Origin of the sequence: Candidatus Dechloromonas phosphoritropha (genome assembly GCA_016722705.1) — a bacterium.
Taxonomy (GTDB): Bacteria; Pseudomonadota; Gammaproteobacteria; order Burkholderiales; family Rhodocyclaceae; genus Azonexus; species Azonexus phosphoritrophus.
This window is the reverse complement of sequence record JADKGN010000004.1, coordinates 2,141,532-2,166,354: the sequence shown is the minus strand read 5'-3', so window position 1 is coordinate 2,166,354 and position 24,823 is coordinate 2,141,532. Positions and strand designations below refer to the sequence as shown.

The following is a 24,823-nucleotide window of genomic DNA, read 5'->3' as shown; positions in this document are numbered from 1 at the left end:
GAAACCGAGCCGTCAGAAGCGCGTAATGTTCGCTGCCGGCGGGTTCGGATATAGCCGGGGTCTGATCCAAGCCTTGCTACACCATAAACCATGGCAGCGTGAGGTACCAACGACGGACTATCAAACTCATGGCGCCGACGGAATGAAGATGTTCGGCAAAGGCTCGCAACACCCCTCCATCGCGGAACGCGACGACTGTTGCGGTCGACGCCTAAAAATCGCTCAATTTCAAAGCCCAGGCAAAGGCAACGGGTTCCGACCTGAACTAAATCCGCGGGCCGCGGAGTCATGGCATGGCCCCGCACGGCTAAACGAAAACGGGCACCGCGTTACCGGGGTGCCCGTTGCTTTACATCAAGCAACCTCGACCGCTATTCGCCAGCGTGGCTGCTGGTATTCGCCTCCTGCATTTCCTTGATGATCTGATCGAGGTTGTAGCTGGAGGGAGATTGAAGCGCCGGGAATTCCTTGTAGCTCATCAACTCCTTCATCCACAGCAACTGTCCGATGGGCAGCAGGTTCCAGTCGTAAATATACGCCGTGCTCGGCGCGGCCAATGCGCCGCTTATGCCCGAGAAGGTGTTCTGATTCATGACGGAACCTTCGAACGGATCGCGCTTGATGTTGTTGACCTGCGTCCAGTGCCAACTCTGGACTCCCAACAGGCCACCCAAAGGTGTCGAAGGGGCCATCGCATAGTACATCTTCCAGTTCTTGTAGCGCACCGCCGAGGGGTGGGTGCCGCTGTAGTAGAACAGCGTGTCGCGCGCGGAATCGCCCTTGCCCTCCAGGTAGGCGCGCTGATTGACGCCGTCCAGTTTGGTCTTGAGGATGCCAGGGTACTTGCCGGCCATGATCTGCTTGTTCAGGTCGTCGCCTTTGGCACCGCCGGCGATGTCAACGAAGGTGGGCACAAAGTCCAGCATCGAGAAGATCTGGTCCTTGAGGATGCCCGGCTGGATGTGTCCGGGCCAACGGATCAACAACGGGACTCGCATGCCGCCTTCCCAGGTCGTCAGCTTGCCGCCGCGGAACGGCGTGACGCCACCATCCGGGTAGGTGATAACCTCGGCCCCGTTGTCGGTGGTGAAGACGATGATGGTGTTGTCCATCTCGCCCATCGCCTCGAGCTTCTTGAACACTTCACCGATGTTGTCATCCATCTGCTTCATGCCGACTTCGTTGATGCCCCAGTCCTTGCCGCCCTTGACGCCCAACATGGCTTCGTACTTGGGCGAGAACACGGTCGTGATATGCATGCGCGCCGGGTTGTACCAGACGAAGAACGGCTTGCCGGTCTTCTTCGGGTCGTTGCGGTCGAGGTAGTCGATGACCTTGGCCGAAATTTCCTCGTCCACGATCTTCGACCGCTCTAGCGGCAGCGGACCTTCATCCGTGCAGCTCTGGTTTGCTTCCGTGCCATCCTTGGAGTGGCACCAGATGACTGGCCGTGGCGGCATCATGCACAGCGTGGTTTTCGGGTCCACCGCGCCCGGCACCTCGGCAAGTCCCTTGACCGGCAAGTTCTTGCACGGCGGCACCACAGCCTGATCCGTCGGCGTCTTGTTGATGTCGGGGAAGCTCACGCCCTGCATCGCATCCAGGTGATACAGATAGCCCCAGAACTCCTGAACACCATGGGCCGTCGGCAGCGAACCGGGCTTGTCACCCAGGTGGTTCTTGCCGAATTCGCCCGTGTTGTAGCCAAGGTCGAGCAGGAATTTGGCGATATGCGGAGTGCCGGGCAACAGGGAACTGGTGGAGCCGGGCAACTGCGGCATGATCATGCCCGCACGCAGAGGGTTCATGCCGGTGGCGAACGAGGTGCGGCCGGCGGTGCAACTCTGCTCCGCATAGGCGGTCATGAATCTCGCGCCTTCCTTCGCCAGACGGTCAATGTTGGGCGTTTCCCCAACCATCAGCCCCTGGTGGTAGGCACCCACGTTCATGATGCCGATGTCGTCGCCCATGATGAACATGATGTTGGGCTTCTTGCCGGACTGTTGCGCCGGCGCCGCGGCCATTCCCGGCGTCTGCGCCGGCGCCGCGGCTACTTCCGAGGTCTGCACCGGCACCGCAGCCGATTCCGCCTTGGGAGCCGGAGCGGCGACGGCCGATACTGCGACCCCCGCGACCGCCTTCGGCTCTTCCTTCTTGTCACAGCCCCCCACGAAGAACACGGCGGCAACGGCAAGCCCTGCCATTAATATTCTGCGCAAATCTTTCATCGTTAGTCCTCTCATGTGATCGGTGAGCCGCAGTGACGCGGCCTGCGTTACCGCCTCACAAATGTAGGTTGGGATGCGGTTTCCGCCAACTGTACTTTGGTTTAGTTCGCGCCGGCACTGCGGCAGAATCACATCGCTGCGCCGGGGTGACTCTGCAACGCGCTGCGCACGGCCTCAAGCAAGGCCCGGTTCGTGAACGGTTTGCGCAACAGGGCTGATGCGCCTGCATCGCTGGCGCGCTGAGTCAGCTCGGCATCGTCGCTCGCGGTGATGAAGACGATCGGCAGCAGCGGATGTGACACGCGCAGCAGCGCGCGCACCTGCAGGCCCGACAGACCCGGCATATGCACGTCGAGCAACACGCATTCGGGCACGCGCTGCGTGAGCGAGTCAATAAAAGTCTGGCCCGATTCGAAGCTCAGCACCTCGAAATCCGCCAAGCGCAGCAGCCGCCCAAGTGCAGAACGCACTTGCGCCTCATCATCGACGATCGCGATGCAGTTTTGGGTCATGCGCGCAGCCTAACGCCGGCGATCGATTGCCGATACTGAACTTTCGTCTAGGGACCAGACACTGGCGGTCGGGCAACCGCCTTGCCCTCCACATCAATGTCGAGCCGGGCGACCAGATACATCAGCTCGGCCACCGTGCGCGCCTGCATGCGCGCCATGATGTGCGAGCGATGGAACTTGACGGTCTGCTCGACGATGCCCAGGTCGGCGGCGATCTGCTTGTTCAGCTGGCCCGCGGCCAGCCCGCGCAGCACCTCGCGTTCGCGCGGTGTCAGGCCGGCCAGGCTCTGCTGCAGTGCCTGGCCGTCGGCGGCGGCCTGGCGGGCGCGCGCGTCGAGCGCCAGCGCCGCACCCACCGCAGCAAACAGCGTCGCCGCCGCTACCGGCTTGGTCAGGAAATCGACGGCGCCGGCTTTCAGCGCCCGCACCGTCATCGGGATATCGCCATGGCCGGTGAGAAAGACGATCGGCAGTGCGCGGCCGAGTTCCAGCAGTTTGCGTTGCAATGCCAGCCCGTCCAGGCCGGGCATGCTCACATCGAGCAGCAGGCAACCGGGCATGGCAGGCGTGTGCCGGGACAGGAAGGCTTCAGCCGAATCAAAGGCGAGGCACGGATAGCCGCGGGCGTCGAGCAGCCGCGTCAATGCGACGCGCAGTGAAGCGTCGTCGTCGACGATGAATACGGTTGGCATGGTCTCACTCATGTCGTCGCCGCCGGCGGCAGTTGCAGGCAGAAAACCGCGCCGCCCTGCGCAGCGGTGGCAACGGTCAGCGAACCTTCATGCGCCGCGGCGATGGAGTGGCAGATCGCCAGCCCCATGCCCATGCCGTTCACCTTGCTGGTCCAGAACGGCTCGAAGATCGACTGCATGTCGCTTGCAGCAATTCCGTGGCCGCTGTCGGCGACGCACAACTGAACCATTGAATCTTTCAGCGCCGTATTGACGATCATCTGGCGCCGGTCTTCCGGATTGCCGTGCATGGCGTCGGCCGCATTGGTCACCAGGTTCAGGATCAACTGCTGCAAATGCACCCGGTCTCCTGCTACGGCGGGCAAAACTGCCGACAGGTCCGTCACCACCGACATCTGGCGCGCCAACAAGTCGCCGCGAATCAGTTCGAGGGAATCGCGCACGAGGACGTTCAAGTCCAGCGCAACCCGTTCGAGCTCGTTGCGCTTGAACAGCGCACCCAGCTGGCGGATGACGTCGGCAGCGCGCTGGTCTGAGGCGGCGATGTCGTCGCAGATGAGGCGCAGTTCGGCCAAATCCAGCGGATGACGGTCGAGCATCAGACGGGCCGCTTCGGCATTGCCCAGGATCGACGCCAACGGTTGGTTCAGCTGGTGCGCGATCGATGCCGACAGCTGACCGAGCAGCGATACCCGCGTGATGTGCCGCAGTGCGCTGCGATCCTGTGTGGCCTGCAACTCGGCCTGCTTGCGTTCGGTGATGTCCATCGCCACGCCGAGCATGCGCTGCCCGCGGCCGGGTTCGGTGTGGCCGCGCGCGGCGACCCAACGTTGCTCGCCGTCGCTGCCGACCTGGCGGAATTCGACATCGAGTCGGCCTTCGCCGGCGCGAGCGTTGACCACCGCCGCTTCCACCGAGGCGCGATCGCCGGGGTGGACGCCGGCGAGCAGCGTGTTGAAATCGGCGAAGCGCCGCATGGCGTCGTCGGTACTGCGCCGCTTCGGCAACACCGGGCGGGCGTCGGCGCCTTGCGTGTCCAGCACCCACATCGACAAGCGCGCCGCCTGCGCAGCCAGCTTCATGCCGTGTTCGCTTTCCGACAGCGCGGCAGCGGTGCGCCGTCGCCGTCGCCGCTCGACGAGCAACGCGCCGATCAGGATTGACTGCACCAGCATCACGGCGACGCCTGCGAGTGCCAGGTCGCGGTACTGCTGCCAGAAGCTGGGCTCCTTGAAGTTCACGACGGTTCCCGGCGGGATTTCGGCATCGCTGATGCCGAATCGTTGCGCCTGCCGCCAATCGACCTGCATGGGCAGCGGCACCGACTCGGGCGGCGCCAGCAATTCAACGGGGACACCAGAGATCAGATCGGCGCTGAGCCGTGCGGCAGTGCGGCCCATCTGCGAATAGTTGACCATCCGACCGCCAAGCACCCCGGTGTCCATGAACGTCAGATGCGGGCCCAACACGGGCACCGGCGACGCCGACGCAACCAGCTGCGCCGCGTCGCGGGGCAGGTAGCGGCCACCTTGCCGATCGGTATAGAAGCCCGGCGTGAACACCAGCCAATCGTCGCTCAGGCCTTGCAGCCGCGAACGCAACGCGGCGGCGGACTCGACGACCATGAATTCAATGTCGAGTCGGCCCTCGAAAGTGGGCGCCTCCTTGCGAATCCTCTGATTCCATTCGTTCGCAAATTCGCCTACGTCCAGCACGATGAGCAGATGGCGCGCCTTGGGCCGCCATTTCAAGCCTTGCTCGACCGTGCCGCTGAAGTCGTGGCGCATGAGCACACCCACGAATTCAGGTGGCAACGGCCCCGTCTTGCGCAGCATCTGCTCCGGCACGGCCACGTACACCACCGGCGTGTGGGGAAAGAACTCGTCACGCTGGCGCACGACAAAGGCAAATGCCTCGGGACCACCCGCAACAATGACCGACGGCGGCCGCGACGCGTATTTGGCGTTCAGGTAGGTGACGAACGTGCGCTCGTAGGCGGCGCCGTAGAAGGTTGGCGCATCGAGAAACTCGCTGAACACGGTGACGTCGACATCGTGCCGCTCTTCCAGCGCCTGCATCAGGCTCTGATCGAATTGGATGTTTGCCGGCAGTAGGCGGCTGGCGGAATACAGCACCAACACGTTGCCGGAGGAAATCGCCGACGCCGTTTGCGGCAGCACCGCCAGCAAACACAGCATCAGTGTCCAGGCAAACTGCGAACGGCGTGAATCGCATCGGCTCGCCGCCGAGCGCTCGGCTGCTTGATCCGCCGAATGGGCAAGGGCTAAAAAGGCACAGACCACGTTTTACCGCCCGCCACCTGGTCAAATAACCAAGCGGGGTCGAGGTCTGCCCCGTTGGGCCAGGTCACGGCGCCCAATTCGAGCAGGCGGCCACGCAGCACTTCGAGAGTGCGGATGTCGATCTCCACTTCGAACTCGGCATACAGCGCATGGAAGTGCCGGGGGGTGGGCTTGTTCGCTACAGAACATCTGAATAAAGATACCGAAAAACTGCTGATCGTTGGCATCGGCGCATCTTATCAGACCCGGGAGAGCCACCGGTCCGAAAAATCGCACACCTCGCTTGCTCAGGTTTTGGGGCAGGTATCAGATTGCAGGCGCCGCCCGAATGACTGGTCTGGCGAACGACTGTCGGGCCGCTTATGGCCCAGAGTGTGGAAAAAAGCCCTGCCCGGATATGATAATGGCAACATATTCTCCGAAGTAGCGCCATGAAGCGCTTCATCGAAGGCGAAAACCGGGCACAAAGCACGCTGATTGCGCGACCTATAACCCACATTGGCCGACACCAGCCCGCTGGGCTTGGCTACCGTGCAAACCCGCCCCCGCACTTCAGGCATTGCGGGCAGCGCCGCCGGTCATCGGGAAATGGATCAGGCTTTGGCAGTTCCGCCGCCGCCCGCCCGGTGAAGTAGTCCCGCGCATCCGCATCCGCATCCCGCTGGCACTGGCTCAAGACTTCGGCAATGGCCGCCGGGTCAGATTCTCCGATCAGCGTCAGCCAAACGTAGATTGGATGTTCTTCATCGGCAGTCATGGGAACGGACGGTTGCTGGATCGTCGGCTTGAACGGCTCTGCCGCGATTGCGTCCGGATAGCTAGCAAGGAATTCAGCATCGGTCGCATCGGAACAGCAGGCCACTTCCAGCGGATCACGGTCGGGGTAGTAAATCAGCCAGCAGAGGAAAGCGGTCGCCGTCTCGCCAGCGTCGACTTTTGCAACCTGCACTCTTTCCACATTCGGGGTCTGCGTTTTTATGTATGCCCCTCGAGCGGTACTGACAGAACTGACCAAAGGGGCTTTGGGCGGCTTTGTCAGTACGGGTTCAGGGATATGCGCGAATATCTTTTGCCCTTCAATTTGCTTCAGTCGTTCAAGGTAGCTCATGCTTTGCCCCCCCTGATCCAATGGAACTGACTGGTCGACTTGCCGCCTGTCTCAACTGATTCCACAGTGAGATGCCCGTATTCCTGCAACAGCACGATGGCTGTCTGCGCCTTCGCTGGCGTTTCGAGTCCCGTCCATCCGGCCCGGTAAATTTCCCGCACCTTGAACGGGCTGATGAGTTTCCCGGATTGCAGTCGCTTGAGCAGGGTCTTTGCCGCGTCAATATCGGGTCGTGTGGCGTAGCTGTAAATCCTCCGCGCATGGCTTTCGAGATATTTACTGAACACAATGGCACGAACTAACGCCTCCTCGCTCACCGGCCCGACGCAGTCATCGCAGAGATGATTGATGCGTGACAGCAACGGTATTACCCGAAGGGTCAAATGCACTTGCCGGATTGATCTCGATCACTTGCCGCTTGATACCGAAATCGAATATCCGCTTTGACCAGCGCAGTACTTCGTTCGCCACAGTGGGTGCACCACGCTTAACGACGCTTTGCAGCATGGCGTCAATGTCTCGGGGGCGCACGTCCTCAGCTTTCATTTTGCCGATAGCGGGCTTGATGACTTTCTCGATAGGGGATCGCACGATGTTGGGATGCTTCCAGTGCCCGAGAATCGTCCGCTCAAAGTATTCGTCCGCCAGTTTGGCAACCGTCCAAGCGTTTTTTTCGTCCTCGATCTTGGCGGCAGCTTCGCGCTTGCGTTCTTGTTTTTCGCCTGCAACGTCGTAGCCAAGTGATACCCGTGCCGCCATTTCTTGTGCAGTCTTGCGGGCGTTGGCCAACGAGAGTGCTGCATAGCTGCCCAAATTCATTACCCGTTGCTTGCCGCCGAAGCGGTAACGAAAGCGCCATGACGCGCCGGTGTCGCCTTCACGGAAGCGAAGATATAGCCCATCGCCATCTCCATCGCCATCGCCATCGGCACGGCCTTCAAAACGTTCGCCCGCCTTGATCCAGCCCCGAATCTCAATATCTGTCAGCTTGCCCATATCGCCCCAGGAATCCGCATTAGTTCGTGTGCTCAAATTTGCAACCTATAAACACAAGGGGCACACGTCTGGGTACACGGAAGTTCTGCGCCCTTCTGATACGACATGCAATTGCAAGACGTTAAAAAGCCCCATGGATAGGGGCTTTTGTTGGTTCACTGCGCCGTCGTGAAACGGCCTGAAGAATCATTCCAAATTGGATTTAAATCAGTAGTAGCAGGCACAAAGTCCCACCACTACTGACTTTTGGTTATTCGATTTTTTGCGGGGGTACACGCATGGGTACACGTTTTTCATGGGCTTACCTGATACGTTGTGATGCGAATAATTTTATGTTCCCGTGCCTCATTAGACGACAAACCCGCCACGAAGGCGGGTTGCGTACCTCTAAAATCTGATTATTCCCTATGCGGTGCTCTTCGGCACAGGAATGATCTTCCCCGTCACGAAGCCATGAGACTTTTGAGGGGCGAACGTTTTTTCCTCTTTGGTGGCACCAATGCGCTTGATTGCAGATGCCTCGTCACGGAGCATCCGCTCAACACTACGCCCTTGTAGCACCTGCTTAAGTAGCTCATTCATTTGGTTTCTCCTTCTCTGCGTGAGCAGCTGAATCAAGCAACGTCTCCCGCACGATGACAAGTATAGACAATAACTGCCGGAATGGTTCAAGTAGAGGACTAAGCCGTTCGGCGCCTTTTACCTCCGCGATTCCTTCATTAGTGCTGTGTAAGTTCAGAACGCCTAGAGGCACTCCTGTAGCAGCATCAGCCAGTTGTAACAATGGCATTGAGAAAAAGCTACCGATGTTTTTTCCCGGCCCTTCAGCAAAGTAGGAGCGAGTATCTCTCTTTGTTTTTTCATCCATTGACCCTTGCGCATCTAACCAATCGCTAAGCTCGCTGATTGCAGCAAAACCGGCAAACTCCTTTTTCACAAATGCCCACGGGGCACCAGGCAGGATGGGATGCTTTACTGCAAGGTCTTTATTGCGAGTAGGTGTGGTGTCTTTCGGAATCAATATCGCAAGGGGAACCACCGAACCGTCGGGGCCGAATTCATCACCACAGGTGCTAGCCCGGATGTTTCATAAACCCATCCCATTACACACAACTTCAACACCTCTGCGTAACATGCTGACTTTACAAGAAATGCTGGGTGGATGTGATGGGTTGGGCAGCGGAAGAATTCAAGGCGATCGACCTGGGCGACCGGCGTCTGGACAAGCGCACGGTGCTGCTGGCGGAGCGCATGGCAGCCAATCCGATGGCCAGTATCCCGCAAGCCTGCGGCGGCTGGGCGGAAACCCAGGCGGCGTATCGTTTTTTTGCGCAGGACGACATCGAATGGGAAGCCATCCTGGCCTCGCACTGGGGAAGCGCCGAAACGCGCATGCGGGTGCATCCGGTGGTGCTGTGCATCCAAGACACCACGGAACTCGACTTCAATGGTCAGCGCATTGCCGGTCTGGGGCCGCTCTCGTATGAAGCCCAACGCGGGATGTACGTGCATTCCACCTACGCGGTCAGTCCGCAGCGTGAACCCTTGGGTGTTCTGGACGCCTGGATGTGGGCACGCGAACCCAAGGACGCGAGCGGCCAACGAGGTGGCCTGCTGGAAAGCACCCGCTGGACGGAGGGCTACACCCGCATCGCGGAGTTGGCGAGCAGCATGCCGGACACCCGGCTGGTGTATGTGGCGGATCGGGAGGCGGACATCGTGGCCCTGATGGTGCAAGCCCGCGAGCTGGGGCATCCCGCCGACTGGCTGATTCGTTCCCAGCACAATCGGGCGCTTCCCGAGGGCGGCAAGCTGTGGACTGAGGTCCTGGCCAGCGAAGCGCTCGGCGGCATCCGCTTCACGATGCCTTCGCGGCAAGGACAGAAGGCGCGGGACGTTCGGCAACGAGTCTGGGCAAAGCGGGTGACGGTCTCCGACGGCAAGGGGAGCCGGATCGAGGTGAGTTGTCTGGTGGCGCGAGAAGAAAGTGCCCCCGAGGGCGTGAAGCCGGTGGAATGGCGGCTGCTGACCAATCGGCCGATTAACTCTTTCGAAGCGGCGACCGAACTGATCGACTGGTACCGGGCGCGCTGGGAGATCGAACTGTTCTTCCATGTCCTCAAGAACGGCTGCCGCGTAGAGGCGTTGCAGTTGAGCACCGTGGCGCGGCTGGAACGGGCGCTGGCGCTGTTCATGGTGGTGGCTTGGCGGATTGCCCGACTCATGCGCCTGGGCCGTACCTGCCCAGACCTGGATGCGGCCTTGCTGTTCGAGCAGGACGAATGGCAAGCGGCTTACATCCTGAATCGGAAGAAGGTGCCCAAGACGCCGCCCAGGCTCAATGAAGTGGTGCGCTTGGTGGCGATGCTTGGCGGATTTCTGGCCCGCAAGGGCGATGGCGAGCCAGGGGTGAAGACCCTTTGGCTTGGCCTTCAACGCGTCGTCGATTTCGCCGCCGGGATCAGATTCGCGAGAGAGGCTCATGCGTTATGACGCGAGTTCAACTTCAAAGTGTAATTTTGAATAATTTGTGTGTAATGGAATGTCATAAACCCGCCGCGCGATGTCAATGTCGTGCCATTCCAGCCGTGATGCGAGTCAGCTTGCTGCGAATTTTGCTGCCAACCCGCCACGATCGGCCAAATACCCCAACTTTTGGGCATCACACCCTGCCGCCATCGATCCCTGGACAGAGCGCTGGCGAGACCTCACCTCCGCTCAAGCGGATTCGAGTCGGCAGCATGAGACGGCGTCGCCGAGTCGATCAGGCCGGCGCCGGCGGGCGCGGGACGAGGTAAAGCAACTCGGTCACCCGCGCCAGCACCCCTTCATCGGACACGACGTAGGCAAGGACAGCTTGATCCGATCCTTGTACTGCACCACGCGCACCGCCAACTTAAAGAGTTTCAGGATAATCGACAGCGGTTGCGCCTTGGCCAGTTCCGTATGCACCAGCGTGTTCTCGCGCAAGCCGTGAATCAACCCATACGCCGCACACGAATAGAACAGCCGCAGGTGATTGGCGAGGAAGGCATGATCGGAGGTCCGGTCACTGGCCAAGTCGTTCTTCACCGCCTTGATGAAGTTCTCGTCCTGCCCTCGAGCACAGTACAGCTCTTTGTAAAGCACATCAGGCGTCGGGTCGGACAGCGAGGTCACCACGTACCGCGGGTTGTCACCCAAGGCCATCACCTCGGCCTTGACCACCACGCGGTAAGCCTTGGGCCACGAGCCCGCCTGATACTCGATATCGTCGTACAGTCGTGTCGCCGCAGGCTCGGCGTTCCCCAGGCGCTGGGCGTTGGCGCTGTGTGTCTGGTGCAGCGCACGGGCTTTCTTCAGCAGCGGCTCGGCCTTGGGCGAGAGCACCTGGTTGCCGGCCAGGCCGAAGAGAAAGTCCAGATGCGGATCGGACTCGCACAAGGTCATCAGTTCGGGATTCGCGAAGTGACCATCCCCGCGCAGCAGGATGTGGGTCTCGGGCCAGGCCTGGCGGAGCAGGTGCAGCACGCGCTTGATGATGACCGCATTCTCTTTACCGGTGGGACGCTTGCCCGGACGCAGGACGGCGGTGATCAGCTTCCCGGAGAGTCCTTCGAAGAGGAACAACGGCAGGTAGCAATGATTGCCGTAGTGGTGGTTGTAGAACGCCAGTTCCTGCTGCCCGTGAGTGGCATCCTCAGAGTGATCCATATCCAGCACGATCACGGCAGGCGCTTGGGCGTAGCTGGCGATGAAGGCGTCGACGAAGCTTTTGGCCAGGCGGTAAATGTCTTTGCGCGATACGCTGTTCTCGAGCCGGGAGAGCGTGGGGCCGGAGGCCAGGTCATTTCCCTCGCCCAGCGGGGCACGACCGACCGCCAGTTTGAACAGCGGATCGCGCCGCAGCGTGTTGGCGTCATTACCGTCGGCGTAGCCGCTGGCGGTCTGGAATATCCGCTGACGAAGCAGGTCGGCCAGCGGATGGTCAATGTACGAGGCGTGGCGTTTGTCGTGAATCGCGCTGACCAGGCGGGGAATCAGGCCGATTTGCAGGTCGATGCCACGCAACAGGAGTGCGCCAAAGTCGGAGGACATCGCCCCGCCGTCAAACTCTGCCCGGATCGTAAATCCGGCGCTGGCGGGAAAGCGAAGCTGGGTTGGGATAGAATTGTCCATGGGCGGTCTCGTTTAGGCTTCTTACAAAGCGTTATTGGCGTAACCCCAATTATATCAATGGGTTAAACGAGATTCGCCTGCTTTTATGAAAAATTCGGGCTAGTTGAGAGAGGCAGCACCAACTCAAGACAACCATCATAGTCAGGGTGCTTCCTCTCCTTACAGTTTGGCATGAATATAGGGGAAGCCGCCTCCGTTTTGTCTTGGGGTCGATAAATCATGATGTTGGCGTGATAGTCGACACCGTCGCTGGTTCCATCATATTTTTGGGTTGTTTCGAGAATCGCCCCCAAGACATTGCGAATACCCTGCTCGATGTTTTGCAGTGATGAATTCGTTGTGACGGCTATCGTTACCGCTGTAGCCCGTCTCACAAGCTCTTGATATGCCGTCAAGAAATCTTCAGGAGGAAGTGACTCTAAGCGATGAACAGTTGAGTTGAGGACTTCAACCTGGTTATCTAATTGGCTCCTTGCGCGGCCAACAGCACGGTTCTGCGCCCATTGCGTGCCATGAATCAGTATCCCAACAAAAAAAATGGACACCCAAAACACACTGGCTTTCCAGGAGCAATTGCCGGCCATAAACGCGGGCCAGAGATTGTTCTTGATGTCATTAGTAAAGAAGGATGCAAGCGATCCCGCCAACAAAGTGCTAATTGCTAGAAGCGCCCCAATCCAAGGCTGCAGGAGTACTTTTTCAAATTTATCGATGATAGACATATAAGCCAAATTTCTGAAGATAACGATTATATGCTTTACATGCCCCTCATCTCGCTTCTCGCGAGCGCACTGTCTGTGCCCTAATTGAGCACATCAAAAACCCGCCACGACGGCGGGCTGATAGTTGTTACGTAATTTTTAAGCCTTGTTCGCTAAGGTAACAACGTGGCGCGCAACTCCGCGTTCAACATTCAGTCCAAGGGGACCAACAACATCGATCACAGGGTATTTTTGCGAAACAGATTCATTCGTACCGATCAGCCAGCCGGTTAGCAGCTTCTAGCTCTCCCTCGACTATCCCCAGCATCTTCATCATTCCGGCCAGCGAAACGCCCACATGGGCGTCATGCTCGGCAGTCAGTCGTTCAAAGGTTCGCCAGTGCATTCCCTTGGGCTTCGAGCCATTGCCGTTCAATATGCCCGGCTCCCAGCCTAGCCGCTCCCTGATTCGATCAGCCCGCCGCGAGGCGCGATCATGGCTCGCTTCCCGCTGACACTGATAATTCAGCTTATGGCAGTGCCGACAGGCAAACACAGCGCCGCCGAAAAGGATCGCCACGCGCTTCCCGCACTTCGGACACAGAAACCATGCCCGCTTGCCGCCCAGGTTGCAGGCCGTCCATGCCAGCCGCACCGGGTATTCCATCTGCTGCCAGTCGTCGCCATTGCTCCGGCTCCGGTAAATCAGGGTCACGTGGTCGGCATCGGTTCGCATTTTGATAGAACCTCGCTCCGTGCCATTGCTCGACCAGTTCAGATCAATTAACCGTCCAGGCATCAGCCATTCCTTGCGCTGCAACAGTCGAACATCCAGCCGCAGCATGTCGCTGGTCGTTCGCTTCCCGCCCTGATACCTCCGCCCGCTGCCTCGTCCGCCCATTTTCTTACGCTCCGATTCTGCCTAAATCATTTGGCAAGTTTCGCCTATTGCCTGCATGGAAAAGGCGGAAACCATTGCCCTGCCTACTCCTTGGATGATTCTGAAAATCCTTGATTTATCGACTTCTCAGCTCTCGCAGCTTCAACAGCATGGCTAAAGTGCGTTCAAACTTGCGGTCCAGGTGCGTTTCGTAGCGGTTCAGCTTCTCCAATCGGTGCGCTTGCAGCCCTTCGCCCAGGGTTTGAACCTGTATTGCCGGTGCGTAGCGGGCTTCCTTGTCGTAATTGAAGCAGTGCAGCCACAGGTGTTCGTCAATGAATTGCGCCAACCCTTCGGCATTGGCCGGGCATTCCTCTTCTTCGGAGTGCTCCTCCCACCAATCCCGCGAATCTTCACGAAGCGCCCGCAGTGCCCGGTCATAGGCATTGACGCCACCTTTGCGAAGTATTGCCCGCGCCTTTTCGGTCGCCTGAAGATCAAGCGCAGCGACCCGCTGATTCTCGGTAATCTGCTCCGGGGTTTCGTTCATCAAGTCCGCCAATTCAGGGCCATTCACCGACAGGCCGACGCGCTCGAACGGTGCCGCCGATGTTGCCGCGTTATCCATCTTGCTATGGGCTGCGGTTCGCAAGCCCCGATTGATCGCCGCCCCCTCGGCCAGCAGTACCCGCCGTTTGCGCCAGATGATCGCGGCCAGTTCCTCGACGAGATGCTGCTCGGTCATGCCTGCCGGTCGGTGTTCCTCGATCAGCGCCGCCAGCATGTCGGCAAACTCCGAATAGCTCTCATGGGCCAGGACAACCAACCGCGACAAAATGCCGTGCTTCAGGGCGTTGCCTTTGACCGGCTCATATTTGCCCAGCGTAGCGACGGGGGCGGGTTCGGCGACTTCAGGAAATAGCACGGTCACAGAATCGGCGCGTTTCGTTTTGGTCATTGTTCTGTCCTCCATTGATTGCAGGATGCGCCGCCGTCCTCGGGCAGCTTGCGAAGCGGGTGATTGATGCCATAGGCGCGGGGTAGGTCGTCACGTTCGCCGCAGTAGCCGTCTGATTTACCGGGCCGGGCAAAGTGCTGACAGGCCCGGCAGGAATGCACCGGCTCGGGTTTGGTGTTGATCGTGATGCCCCGATCCTTGGCAATGCTTCGGTAGCAGAGCAAAGCGCCATACGGATCAGCCAGCGCCGCCGCCAATGCCTCGGCTGGGTCGGCCTCCGTGTCGTTCGCGTAGATCGCTGCAACCAGCGCCCGAAGCTCTGCCGCTTCGTTCGGTGTCGGTTTTCGCTGGATGCGCTCCGGTATCGGTTCGGCGGCTACTGCGTCTGGATAGAAGGAAAGCGCCTTGGCATGATCAACCGCAGGCGCGAACGTCACCGGCAAGTCGTCGCGGTCGGTGAAATGGAACAGCCAGCCAAAAAACTGCGCCCAATCATCCGCATTGATATTTTGTGCCGTTGCAGACGTTTCAGCCGTGCAAGCCCCTATTGGCAAGGGTTTCTCTGCAACGGCACTACCGTTGCAAGCCGTTTCAGACGTTTCAGCTACCCGGCCTTCCATCTTCGATAGCAGATCATCAAGCGCCATGATCGCCCCCAAGTCGGTCAGCCTGCACCGGGTAGAGTTTCAAAGCGCGTCCGGCTATCCGGTGGAACTTCGCCCGTTCGCCATTGGCGCTAGGTGCGGCCAGTGCTCCGGCTTCCTGCAAAACATCCAATGCCCGCTTGAAGTCGAAGCCCTTCAAGGCTTCGCGCATCCCATCTGCCGTGAACAGATAATCGCGGCTTCCGTTGGTGTCTTTCCACCATCCGGCCCGGTCGCGGATCGTTGCTTCGCCGGTTGCGTCCGCATCGGAGAAACGCCCGTCGCCATGCCGATCAATAAAGCCGGAAACCTTTTCGAGAATCTGTCGCCGCTCGTCGTTGCCCTTGCCGCGCATGGCACGCCATACCCTGAAGCCTTCCGCCGCCGCCTTGATCGCATCGCCTTCCGGCCAACCTGTTATGCCGTATTCGGTCGCCACTTCACCGGCCAGGGCCAACAGGGCGAACCGGCCCGCTGCGCGTTTGTCCTGCCCTTCGCCGCCTTCCCCGGATAGGGTCGGCAATGCCTTGATCCTTTCCAGCAGGGCGCAAAAGTCCCGATTGTCGCGGGTCAGCTTTTCAAGAAAGGCCCGCCCGGCGTGTCCGTGATGCGTCACGGATGCCCGCTTGATCGCATCGGAGAAAGCCGTACCGCTCGGCAAGTCGTGCAGCGCATCCCATGCGCCATAGGTTCGCGCCGCAGGAATATCCAGCAACCGCACAGCTTGCCCGGCCTTGGCCCGGTGCCCGCCTTCGAGCATCGTTGTGGCAATGCTGCGTTCGCCACTCGACAGAATGAAACAGCGCCACCGGGAAACCGCTCGGGCGCTGCCGGATCGCCCGGCCCTTTGCTTGCCGCGCCCATTGCCCAGGCTATAGACAATCGCGCCCACCTCTCGCGGATCGCATTCGCTGATTTCATCCAGGGCCAGCAGGCAATCATTGAACAGCGCCGCCGCGCCTTCCATGCCGTTGGCCGTCGCCCGCCAGCTTCGCCGGTAGCTCGGTCCGCCCCAGATGGAACAGCCCGCCTCTAACAAGGTCGTCTTTCCGGTGGAAGAATCGCCGACAAAATGCACGCCGCCCCCTTCGGCATTGCATCGCGCCAGCATCGGCCCGGCGAACGATGCCGACAACGCCAGCAGCAACAGCGGATTGCCCACGGCCAACGCCGCTATATCGGACTTCCACCCGGCCAGCGTGCCGCCCGTCGTGTGTTCGTCGTGTCCGCGTTCGCCGCTCTGGAAAATCACGCCCGAAGCCTTCGGCCCGATCACCGCATCCGGCAGAACGAAAGAACCGTCGCACCATCCGACTTGCAGGGCGCAGCGCATCAGGCGTTTCGGGGGCTTGGCTTGCAGGTAGGATGCCAGCAGGTTCCGCGCCTTCGGTGAAGGGTCAATTTCCACGCCCATGCCCAACAGTTCGCCGCGCATGTCGTCGCCTGCCCCTCTGAGCAAATCCATTGGCATGGCCCATTCCCGCCAGCGGCCTAAGGTGTTTTTGAAGCGCAGCAGCCGCCCGAAATTGTTGTCGCCGCCGTCAAAGGTCACGGCCTCGACTTTCAACGGCGAGCAAATCCATGATTGAAACGGGTCGCCATTCCGATCAGAGCCAAAGAACCAGACGCCAGGCCGAAACTTTGCCCCGCCATGCTCTAGCCAGTCCTCGAAAAGACGAAAGGCCGGGCGCTCGTTGTCTTTAGTCACTAACCAGTTCAATCATCACAAATCATGAGAAGAATTCAGGATGCGCAAGCCATGGTTGGCACTATGTTGAAGCGGGTCAATGAGCAGGCCGCAGCGACGACTGAACGTCCCAATCGAGTGAGGTAGTAGCGATAGGTATGAGTGACTTTCTTGATCAAGCCGAGCGTACGCGGTCGGGCAAGTTGGCGCGACATGGCGGACGGAGTGAGCTTCAGATAGCTGAGAAGATCGGCACGACGCCAACCGTGAATGTTGAACTCGCCGCGTTGCATGGTTTGCAGCAAGGCTTTCTCGGCAGGATCAAAGAAGTTCACCCTTTGACACCGGGAGCCGCCCCCAACCGTGGCATGCTCAATCGCTCCAAGTCACGCTCGCCGGCACTGGGGTCATCGAGGCTGGAGAGGAACGCCAGGTAACGTTGGTTGCAGCCGAGCAGGATGTCGCGCAGGTCGATCAGGCTATAGATTGTCTTCTTCAGGGGCGCCAATTCTCGGGTGGCGTGCCTGTCCTTGTGTTCCACCTTGCGGTGGTGTTTGAAGAAACTCACGTCATTGACGGTCGTTTCGACCCGCAGTACGCGGGAGAATTTGTCATACACCTTGACGCCAGCGGCGCCCATGGTGTGCTTGATGCAGCGCCCCTCGATACGGGTGGACAACCGGGAACCGATCTCCTGGGCCAGTTGTGGCGTGACCTTCTTGCCCAGAAAGCTGGAGACGCGTTCTGCGTTGGCGGCCAAGACCGCTTGGCGCGAAATGGCGTCATACAGTGGAACCAATATCTGCTCACTGCGAAACATCAGGTCGGTGGAGTATTCGACTTGGCGCAAGCTCCAGTGATACGAGGATCCAAAGACGTCAAGCACTGGGCACAACCACTGCGCATAGCGATCCAGTCGCGGGTGAAGTACGTCGGGACTGAACGCATCCGCCAGCGCCTGCGCCTGCGCGATGTCGGCGACACGCAGGAAGGCGTTGTCCTGCTGGAGGAAGTCGATCCTTTCTCGCGTCAGAGTTCTTGCCAGAGCGCTGTGACCATTACAGTAGAACTGCAACCCGAACGGTGCCCACGTCGGCACACGCAGGTAGCACAACCCCAGTTCCTCGTCGATGAAATAGAAGTAGTAGTGCAGGCACTTGCCTTGATCGGGGCGCAGGTAAGTCTTGCCACTGCCTTTGTCATGCCACGGTTTGTAGCTCGGACAGGCTTCCATGGCCGAGAGCACATGCACCAAACCCGGTGCGTCGCCGCGACCGGCGAGCACTCGCGCGACCAACTCTTCCTTGCGAATATGGCTTTTGCTGACGTGCTCGATTTCAATACCCGCCGCCAGACACACCTCCTGCGCACGCTCACGAATGCGATCTCGCAGCGGCTCGGCAAATCGCGGGTAGTCGAATACCCGAATTCCGTGCGTGTACAAATAACTCGTCATTCCTGCCGCGTAGCACGCACCAGGCAGCGTGCCGGTGATAATGATCCGGTCAAAGCACGAAAGCACGCCATGCATGTTCGTCGCGTATCGTTCCGCCAGAGCCATCGCCAACATGATCGCCTCCTCGGTCATTCGTCAGGCTTCTATCGTAATACCTGTTTGGTTCCGGCTCGTCCGGCTTAGGAAACGGGCTTTCCACCGGTTTTGAAACGGCTGATACGTCTGCCAATTCGCTGCCGTTGCAGTCGAAAGCCTTGTCGTTACAGGGTTGCACGTCTGAAACGGCTGATACGTCGATTTCCGTCGTTGCTGTGCTTTCGGACTGGATCAGGCCAGCAATCGCCAACCGTACCGATTCAATCCCGACCAGCGCCGCCATGTCGTTGAAGTCGGTCGCACCGGCAGGCCGATCAATGCCAAAGTCAGGAACAGCCAGTAGCCCGCCCACGGATCGCGCCGCCTCGGTTGCTTTGGTCATGCCGGGATTGCCATCGGTGCGGGTGTCGTCGTCAGCGCACAGGATCAGCGGCAATTCGGGAAATTTGCCCCGCATGGCTTGCGCTACGGCCAGCAGGTTGCCCGCGTTGAAAGCAACAGCCACCGGGTAGCCGGTCGCCTCGTGGATCGTCGCGCCGGTTGCGTAGCCTTCGGCAATGCACAGCGCCGCCGCGCCCTTGGGGTTGCCGATACTGAAATAGCAGCCCTTTACCCGTCCGCCAGTCAGGAAACGCTTGTCGCCATCGGGTTGGATGAATTGCAGGCTGTGCAGATCGCCATCGGCCCGCATTGGGATAACCAGCGCCGCATTGTGCAGCCTTGCGCCGTTAGCCTTGATGCCTTTGCGGATCAGGTAAAGATGATCGCCGGGGGCGGGTTCGGCCTTTTGCCAGATCGCCGCCGCTTTGGCTTTAGCTTCGACCTTGCGCCTTGCTTCCTCGGCTTCACGTTCGCGCCGCATGGCTTCGATTCGTTGCCGGTGCGCCGCTTCCTCGTCGCTGGTCAGGCTGCGCCCAATGTCGGCCCGCCAGGTGTCAGAGATACCAGCCCGCCAGCAGCCAAACGAACCGGCAGGAATGCCGTCGCCGTGCAGCGAATACCATCCTGAATCGTCGCCCCGCTTCCCGTTACTGGAAAACCGGCGCAGCTTGCCATCGGCCTCTATGTCATCCGGTGGAGTCAAGCCCGCCGCTTGGATCGCATCGCGGAATTGCCCGACAGGGTTAATCTGCATCACCGCTCCCTTCGCCGTCGAAGAAGCCCGGCTTCGGCCATTCCGGCGAACCCAAGGAATACAGGGCGGCGTTATGGCGGATCACGCCACGAAATTCTACGTCTGCCAGGATCGTCGTCCGAATGTTGAAGCCCATCGCCCGCAGGTTATGCACCCGCGCCGCCGCTTCGGGAATGGCATGGTCAGCCGTCAGGACGAACGAGAGGACAGGTTGATTCTGGCGAATCAAATTCAGCACATCGGCGCATTGGCCGGTCACCATTGGCGCGGTATGATTGCAGCTATCGAATGTAGTTTTTGAAGCCGTGTGCGGCTTTTTCTTGTCGGTCACGGTCGCCCCTACGCCGCCAGGGCTTTGCGAAGGTCGCCCACGTTCCAGGCGGTAACGCGCTCCGACAGCTTGCGGGGTGCAGGCAGGGTGCCACGCTTGACCATGCGCCAGACGGTTGCCGACGAACAGCCGACAAGTGCCTGCACTACTGGCAGGCGAACATGCGCGGAATCGGGAAATGAATCGTAGTTGGTAAGCGCGTCAGGGATTGCGCTCGGGTCGGTATGGTGTGCCATGACTTGATCCTTTCTGAAGTGTCATGGCCGAACAATATTGATCGTCAAAAACCCGCGAAATACACGACGGGCGGAGGGCGTGCATTTACCGACCGACTACGCACAGTCTCCGAACGGAGGCTGATTATCTAAACTTTACACCCACCCTTTTTGCATGCTCGCGTATCCACCCAGTTACCGTTCTAGGCTCAAACTCAAACTCTTGTTTAAGTAGCCAATCTGAATAATGCCTGCCTGCTTTTTCCGCGCTAGGAAATTGCGAAGGCGACTTCTCCCACTCTTCTATCACTTTGGCTTGAGCTTCGTTGCGTTTTTGGTGTCTGGCTATATTCAACTCTCGACCACGATCTGATCTTTTTTCCCGTTCTAACTTTTGCTTGCTCATTTCATTCTGAGTTTGGATTGCTTCCATTTTTTCTAATTGTTGTAGGTGTTCGGCGAAGCAAACCGCCTCCATCGCTTTCAGCGTGCATTCGATCGCCGCAGACAATCTCCATGCAGAATCACCGTTGATATGCTCAATAAACGAGGTGATGGTCGTGCCATCTCGGAAGGTTGCGACAATCGGATATTTTGTGCCAATCCATTCGAGTGCCTCAGCCAACATCCATAGAGAAAGTGTCGCAAATAATTCATACGGCTTATTTTCGGAAAAGCCTTCTTTACCAATGTCATCCCACCAGTCAGCCAAATCCTTCAACGCATCAATTTCGCTTGTATTCTCTAAAGACGGAATATCCAACTCGCCTTCCATTCCATCCTTAAAAAGCCAGCGCCCGTTTGCCTCTGTTCCACCGTCCCACTCAAAAAACTTTTCCCGCATTTCCATCGCTAGAGAATATTTCGAATCCAAATCTTGCGGTTCTCGCTTGTAGCGGCGAGGGGCGTTGGCGCAATATAATGTCATGCACTGCCCTGTGGTGGGGTTTTGAAGCGAAAGAGGACTTCAGATGGCAGCAAAGACCAGGATAGACGACAGCCCGGCGAAGGTGAAATACCGCTACCGGGTGAAGAACTGGGCGGAATACGACCGTGCGCTGGTCAATCGCGGCAACCTGACGATCTGGTTTGACGAGGACAGCGTGGCCAAGACCTGGAAGCCGCCGCGTCCGGTGGGTCGAGGCAAACCGGGCACGTACTCGGAGGTCGCGATTCAAACCTGCCTGACGCTCAAGACCCTGTTCCGTCTGCCCTATCGGGCGACCGAAGGTCTGCTCAAATCGCTGATGCGCCTGTGTGCGCTGGACCTGCCGGTGCCGGACCACACCCACATGTCGCGCCGGGCGGCGACGCTGGAAGTCAAGATTCCCCGGCGTCCGAGAGTTGGCGCCACGCATGTCGTGGTCGACTCGACCGGGCTGAAGATATTCGGGGAAGGCGAATGGAAGGTTCGCCAACACGGTGTCGGCAAACGCCGCACTTGGCGCAAGATTCACCTGGCCGTCGATGAGACGGCCAAGGACATCATCGGGATTGAAGTGACGACGGCGGACTGGCACGACAGCGAAGTCTTCCCTGATCTGTTGGCACAAGTCGACGGTGACGTCGGTCAAGTCTCGGCGGATGGCGCCTACGATACCGAAGGGACGCACGCCGCCATTCGTCAGCGGGAAGCCAGGGTAACGATTCCGCCTCGCGAGGGTGCTGTGCTTTGGGGGAATGACCATCCGCGCGATGCCCTCCTGGCCGAGATCGAAACCCAAGGGCGAGCGGGATGGAAGGAAGCCTCCGGCTACCACCGACGCAGCATTGCCGAAAACATGATGTATCGGCTCAAGCAATTGGGCGGTCGACTCTTCTCCCGCGAGTTTGACCGGCAGGTTGCCGAGAGCCATGTTCGAGTGGCAATCATCAACCAGTTCACCTACCTCGGCATGCCGAAATCCGTCCGCGCTGGGCAAATTGCGCCTGCGGCATGAATCAGGATGGGGATAGGGGGAATTCATACTGAAAATCGCGAAAGCAAGCCATTGTTATATAAGCGATGCCTAATAGTGCACCAACGCCGCGGCGAGGGATGCTTAATATGGCCTCCAAGTCGCTACGAAGCCGCTGAATTTCATTTTCTTCTAGCTCGTTGAAGTGTTCATAGATGGCAAAATCAATAGCCTTGGCTACAGAATGAATTTGCTCTGATGTGCGTGAATTAAGCAGTTGCCGGGATCGAAATGCAATTGACGGCATTCCAGGCACAGGCCCATTTGGGATTTCCCCCAACTTGGGGTCAAATCGCTGAAGTTGTCCAAAATAGCTCACAGTGTCCCTTTCACGCTCCCTTAATTCAGAAGCCGCACCAGCCGGGTAAGGGTGCCCGGTGTTCCTCCCGTCGGAGTAGGCGCGGCAAACTCGGTCAGGCGACGGTCTTGCCCTTCTTCAACGGCACGACGTTGTAATCGGGTTTCCCTGCTTCCAAGGCTTTCAACAGCTTGGCCCATTCATTCAGCGCCGCCTTCCGTTCGTCAAAGTAATCGTGCCGGTTGTAGGTGCCTTCCACGCCTTTCAGCTTGTGGTTAAGGCAACGCTCCGCAACGTATGGATCAACGCCCAATGCCGCCAAGTGCGTGCGTGCCGTGCGCCGGAAGTCGTGAATGGTGAAGTTCGGAATATCGGCCAGCTTCGGCTTGATGTGCTTCGATAGCGCCGCATTCAGCGTATTCAGATCAATGTGCGGAATCATCCGGTGCTGCATCTTCCGCGCCGGAAAAACGTAGGCACTACCACAGGCCAGGCGGTGCAACTCTCGCAGTGTTTCAACAGCCAACGGTGGCAGGGGAATATCAATCGCCGCGCTGGTCTTGGTGCGCTCTTCCGGCAGGTGCCAGACGCCGCCATCAAGATCAAACTCCGACCAAGGGGCGGAAACCAGCTCTTCTTTTCGAACAGCCAGCAACAGCAACAGGCGAACGGCGTAGTGATTTTCGATAGTTAAGGTGCCCGCCTTGTCCTTCATGGCCTGAAACAGCTTGATGATTTCCTCGCGGGTCAGCCAGCGGTCGCGGGTTTCTTCCTTGCCGCCAGCGTCAGCAATATCAAAGGCGCTGGCCGGGTTGTACTGGATCACATGGCGCTTGATTGCGAAGTCAAATATCCGCTTTGTCCAGCGCAGCACGTCGTTAGCCATTGTCGGGGCACCGCGCTTGACGATGGTTTGCAGCATGTTGTCGACGTCGCGAGGCTTTACGTCCTCGGCTTTCATCTTGCCCATGTTCGGCTTGATGTCGTTCTCGATCCTTGACCGGACAATGTTCGGATGCTTCCAGCGCCCGAGAATCCTCCGCTCGAAATACTCGTCCGCCAGTTGCGCCACGGTCACGGCGTTTTTCTCGGCCTCGATCTTGGCGACAGCCACACGCTTGCGTTCCTGCTTCTCGCCTGCAACGTCATGGCCTAGCGCAACTTTCGCGGAAAGGTCTTTGGCGGTCTTACGGGCATCAGCCAGCGACAGCACGGCATAGCTGCCCAGATTCATGATTCTTTGCTTCCCGGCGAAACGATAGCGAAATTTCCAGACAGGCGTTGCGTAGCTCTCCCGGTAGCAAAGGTAAAGACCATCGCCGTCCCCGCGCTGCTCAAAGCGTTCCCCGCTCTTGATCCATGCACGAATCTGAATATCTGACAGCTTGCCCATGACAACCTCCGCAATGTGCACCCCTAAAATCAATACTTGTGCACCTCTGGGTTCACATAGGGGTGCACACAGATAATGCGCTTTCCTGATACGGCATGCAACACTATGAAAAGAAAAAGCCGCATGGTTAGCGGCTTCTATGGGCATCTTGCAATGTTCTGCAACGGTCTGAAATGTCACTCCAAATTTTGGATTTGCTCGCGCATCTGCTCGATCAGAAGCTTGAGGTTCATCGATGCCTGCGAGACTTCGGTGATCGCCGATTTAGAGCCGAGCGTGTTGGCCTCGCGGTTAAGCTCCTGCATCAGAAAATCGAGGCGTTTGCCGCAGGCGCCCCCCTGTCTGAGTACCCGCTCGACTTCATCCAGGTGCGTGGTCAGCCGGCTCAATTCCTCGGCCACATCGATGCGCGTAGCGAACACGGCGATTTCCTGCAGTACGCGCTCGTCGTTGGCGCCACCCAGCGCTTCGACCAGCCGCTGGCGCAACTTGTCGGTATACAGCGCCTGCGCTTCGGGAATTCGCGGCGCCACCCGGTGAACGATGTCGCGCATGGCAGTGACGCGGTCGACGATCATTTCAGCCAGTTTTTCACCTTCACGGCCGCGGCTGGCGGAAAACTCGTCGAGCGCCTCGCGCGCCAGTTCCAGGACCCGCGGCCCGAGCTCAGCGTGGTCGATGGACTGGTCGCCGAAGATTCCCGGCCAGCGCAGCACGTCGTTGACCGACAGTGGCATCGCCTCCGGCAACACCCGGCCGACCCGGTCGTTGAGAACGCGCAGCGCGGCGAGAAGGTCGGTGTTGATCTCCAACTGGTTGGCGTTGGCTGCTGCCGCATTCAGGGAAAGCCGACATTCGACCTTGCCGCGGGCGATGCGTGCGGCAAGCAGTTCGCGCAACGGCATTTCTAGGGCGCGAAGATCTTCGGCGATGCGAAAGTGAAAATCGAGATAGCGCGAATTGACGCTCTTGAGCTCGAACTGCAGCGTTCCCCGCTCGATATCACGGGTCTTCACTGCGTAACCAGTCATGCTGCAAATCATTGTTCGTGGGCCTCCAGCTTTACAGGCCGGA

Annotated in this window: 25 protein-coding genes and 2 pseudogenes; 2 read left to right on the top strand and 25 right to left on the bottom strand. The window is 59.1% G+C overall.

Going from position 1 to position 24,823, the window contains the following annotated elements; all coding sequences use genetic code 11:
• Window positions 1-371 precede the first annotated feature (371 nt).
• From IPP03_16225 to IPP03_16180, 10 genes and pseudogenes are all read right to left on the bottom strand, one after another.
• A complete protein-coding gene (locus IPP03_16225; GenBank protein MBL0354116.1) occupies window positions 372-2,024 on the bottom strand; it encodes an arylsulfatase in 1,653 nt (550 codons plus the stop codon).
• A 332-nt stretch (window positions 2,025-2,356) separates the two neighbouring features.
• Window positions 2,357-2,740 (bottom strand): response regulator, encoded by a 384-nt coding sequence (locus IPP03_16220; GenBank protein MBL0354115.1) that lies wholly within the window; start codon window positions 2,738-2,740, stop codon window positions 2,357-2,359.
• Window positions 2,741-2,787: 47 nt separating this feature from the next.
• Complete coding sequence (locus IPP03_16215) at window positions 2,788-3,444, bottom strand: response regulator transcription factor (GenBank protein ID MBL0354114.1); 657 nt, start codon at window positions 3,442-3,444, stop codon at window positions 2,788-2,790.
• Window positions 3,441-5,630, bottom strand: a complete 2,190-nt coding sequence (locus IPP03_16210; protein MBL0354113.1) for a PAS domain-containing protein — start codon at window positions 5,628-5,630, stop codon at window positions 3,441-3,443. Before IPP03_16210 ends, IPP03_16215 begins: the two co-directional genes overlap by 4 nt.
• Window positions 5,631-5,818: 188 nt before the next feature.
• Window positions 5,819-5,924, bottom strand: a pseudogene (locus IPP03_16205) (DUF4160 domain-containing protein).
• Window positions 5,925-6,261: 337 nt separating this feature from the next.
• Window positions 6,262-6,843: a hypothetical protein gene (locus tag IPP03_16200; protein MBL0354112.1), complete on the bottom strand. Its 582-nt coding sequence runs from the start codon at window positions 6,841-6,843 to the stop codon at window positions 6,262-6,264.
• Window positions 6,840-7,160 (bottom strand): hypothetical protein, encoded by a 321-nt coding sequence (locus IPP03_16195; GenBank protein MBL0354111.1) that lies wholly within the window; start codon window positions 7,158-7,160, stop codon window positions 6,840-6,842. Before IPP03_16195 ends, IPP03_16200 begins: the two co-directional genes overlap by 4 nt.
• Before the next feature lie 13 nt (window positions 7,161-7,173).
• The gene (locus tag IPP03_16190) at window positions 7,174-7,839 is read right to left on the bottom strand and encodes a DUF4102 domain-containing protein (protein ID MBL0354110.1); all 666 of its coding nucleotides are present in this window, start codon (window positions 7,837-7,839) and stop codon (window positions 7,174-7,176) included.
• A gap of 405 nt (window positions 7,840-8,244) precedes the next feature.
• The gene (locus IPP03_16185; GenBank protein ID MBL0354109.1) at window positions 8,245-8,421 is read right to left on the bottom strand and encodes a hypothetical protein; all 177 of its coding nucleotides are present in this window, start codon (window positions 8,419-8,421) and stop codon (window positions 8,245-8,247) included.
• Complete coding sequence (locus IPP03_16180; protein MBL0354108.1) at window positions 8,414-8,860, bottom strand: hypothetical protein; 447 nt, start codon at window positions 8,858-8,860, stop codon at window positions 8,414-8,416. The genes IPP03_16185 and IPP03_16180 overlap by 8 nt, the downstream gene beginning before the upstream one ends.
• Before the next feature lie 146 nt (window positions 8,861-9,006).
• Here IPP03_16180 and IPP03_16175 point away from each other — a divergent pair, with 146 nt between their 5' ends.
• A complete protein-coding gene (locus tag IPP03_16175) occupies window positions 9,007-10,332 on the top strand; it encodes an IS4 family transposase (protein ID MBL0354107.1) in 1,326 nt (441 codons plus the stop codon).
• A 271-nt stretch (window positions 10,333-10,603) separates the two neighbouring features.
• Here IPP03_16175 and IPP03_16170 read toward each other — a convergent pair.
• From IPP03_16170 to IPP03_16115, 12 genes and pseudogenes are all read right to left on the bottom strand, one after another.
• Window positions 10,604-11,997, bottom strand: a pseudogene (locus IPP03_16170) (IS1380 family transposase).
• Window positions 11,998-12,080: 83 nt separating this feature from the next.
• Complete coding sequence (locus tag IPP03_16165) at window positions 12,081-12,719, bottom strand: hypothetical protein (GenBank protein ID MBL0354106.1); 639 nt, start codon at window positions 12,717-12,719, stop codon at window positions 12,081-12,083.
• A 244-nt stretch (window positions 12,720-12,963) separates the two neighbouring features.
• On the bottom strand, window positions 12,964-13,599 hold the full coding sequence (locus IPP03_16160) for a hypothetical protein (GenBank protein ID MBL0354105.1): 636 nt from the start codon (window positions 13,597-13,599) through the stop codon (window positions 12,964-12,966).
• 115 nt (window positions 13,600-13,714) lie between these two features.
• Window positions 13,715-14,509, bottom strand: a complete 795-nt coding sequence (locus IPP03_16155; protein ID MBL0354104.1) for a hypothetical protein — start codon at window positions 14,507-14,509, stop codon at window positions 13,715-13,717.
• Window positions 14,510-14,532: 23 nt separating this feature from the next.
• Complete coding sequence (locus IPP03_16150) at window positions 14,533-15,183, bottom strand: hypothetical protein (protein ID MBL0354103.1); 651 nt, start codon at window positions 15,181-15,183, stop codon at window positions 14,533-14,535.
• Window positions 15,173-16,888 (bottom strand): DUF927 domain-containing protein, encoded by a 1,716-nt coding sequence (locus IPP03_16145; protein ID MBL0354102.1) that lies wholly within the window; start codon window positions 16,886-16,888, stop codon window positions 15,173-15,175. The genes IPP03_16150 and IPP03_16145 overlap by 11 nt, the downstream gene beginning before the upstream one ends.
• A gap of 35 nt (window positions 16,889-16,923) precedes the next feature.
• Entirely contained in the window at window positions 16,924-17,202 is a 279-nt protein-coding gene (locus IPP03_16140) for a hypothetical protein (protein ID MBL0354101.1), read from the bottom strand.
• Window positions 17,199-18,455, bottom strand: coding sequence for a MarR family transcriptional regulator (locus tag IPP03_16135; GenBank protein MBL0354100.1), 1,257 nt, complete (start codon window positions 18,453-18,455; stop codon window positions 17,199-17,201). The genes IPP03_16140 and IPP03_16135 overlap by 4 nt, the downstream gene beginning before the upstream one ends.
• Entirely contained in the window at window positions 18,373-19,554 is a 1,182-nt protein-coding gene (locus IPP03_16130; GenBank protein ID MBL0354099.1) for a toprim domain-containing protein, read from the bottom strand. Before IPP03_16130 ends, IPP03_16135 begins: the two co-directional genes overlap by 83 nt.
• The gene (locus tag IPP03_16125) at window positions 19,544-19,816 is read right to left on the bottom strand and encodes a helix-turn-helix domain-containing protein (GenBank protein MBL0354098.1); all 273 of its coding nucleotides are present in this window, start codon (window positions 19,814-19,816) and stop codon (window positions 19,544-19,546) included. The genes IPP03_16130 and IPP03_16125 overlap by 11 nt, the downstream gene beginning before the upstream one ends.
• 77 nt (window positions 19,817-19,893) lie before the next feature.
• On the bottom strand, window positions 19,894-20,121 hold the full coding sequence (locus IPP03_16120; GenBank protein MBL0354097.1) for an AlpA family phage regulatory protein: 228 nt from the start codon (window positions 20,119-20,121) through the stop codon (window positions 19,894-19,896).
• A gap of 124 nt (window positions 20,122-20,245) precedes the next feature.
• Window positions 20,246-21,028, bottom strand: coding sequence for a hypothetical protein (locus IPP03_16115; GenBank protein MBL0354096.1), 783 nt, complete (start codon window positions 21,026-21,028; stop codon window positions 20,246-20,248).
• A gap of 43 nt (window positions 21,029-21,071) precedes the next feature.
• On the opposite strand from IPP03_16115, the gene IPP03_16110 reads away from it, so the two are divergent.
• The gene (locus IPP03_16110) at window positions 21,072-22,040 is read left to right on the top strand and encodes an IS5 family transposase (GenBank protein ID MBL0354095.1); all 969 of its coding nucleotides are present in this window, start codon (window positions 21,072-21,074) and stop codon (window positions 22,038-22,040) included.
• A 1-nt stretch (window position 22,041) separates the two neighbouring features.
• On the opposite strand, the gene IPP03_16105 is transcribed toward IPP03_16110, so the two are convergent.
• The 3 genes from IPP03_16105 to IPP03_16095 form a co-directional block, all read right to left on the bottom strand.
• The gene (locus IPP03_16105; protein ID MBL0354094.1) at window positions 22,042-22,377 is read right to left on the bottom strand and encodes a hypothetical protein; all 336 of its coding nucleotides are present in this window, start codon (window positions 22,375-22,377) and stop codon (window positions 22,042-22,044) included.
• A gap of 94 nt (window positions 22,378-22,471) precedes the next feature.
• Entirely contained in the window at window positions 22,472-23,749 is a 1,278-nt protein-coding gene (locus tag IPP03_16100) for a tyrosine-type recombinase/integrase (GenBank protein ID MBL0354093.1), read from the bottom strand.
• Between the two features lie 176 nt (window positions 23,750-23,925).
• Window positions 23,926-24,792: a YicC family protein gene (locus tag IPP03_16095; GenBank protein MBL0354092.1), complete on the bottom strand. Its 867-nt coding sequence runs from the start codon at window positions 24,790-24,792 to the stop codon at window positions 23,926-23,928.
• Window positions 24,793-24,823: the final 31 nt, after the last annotated feature.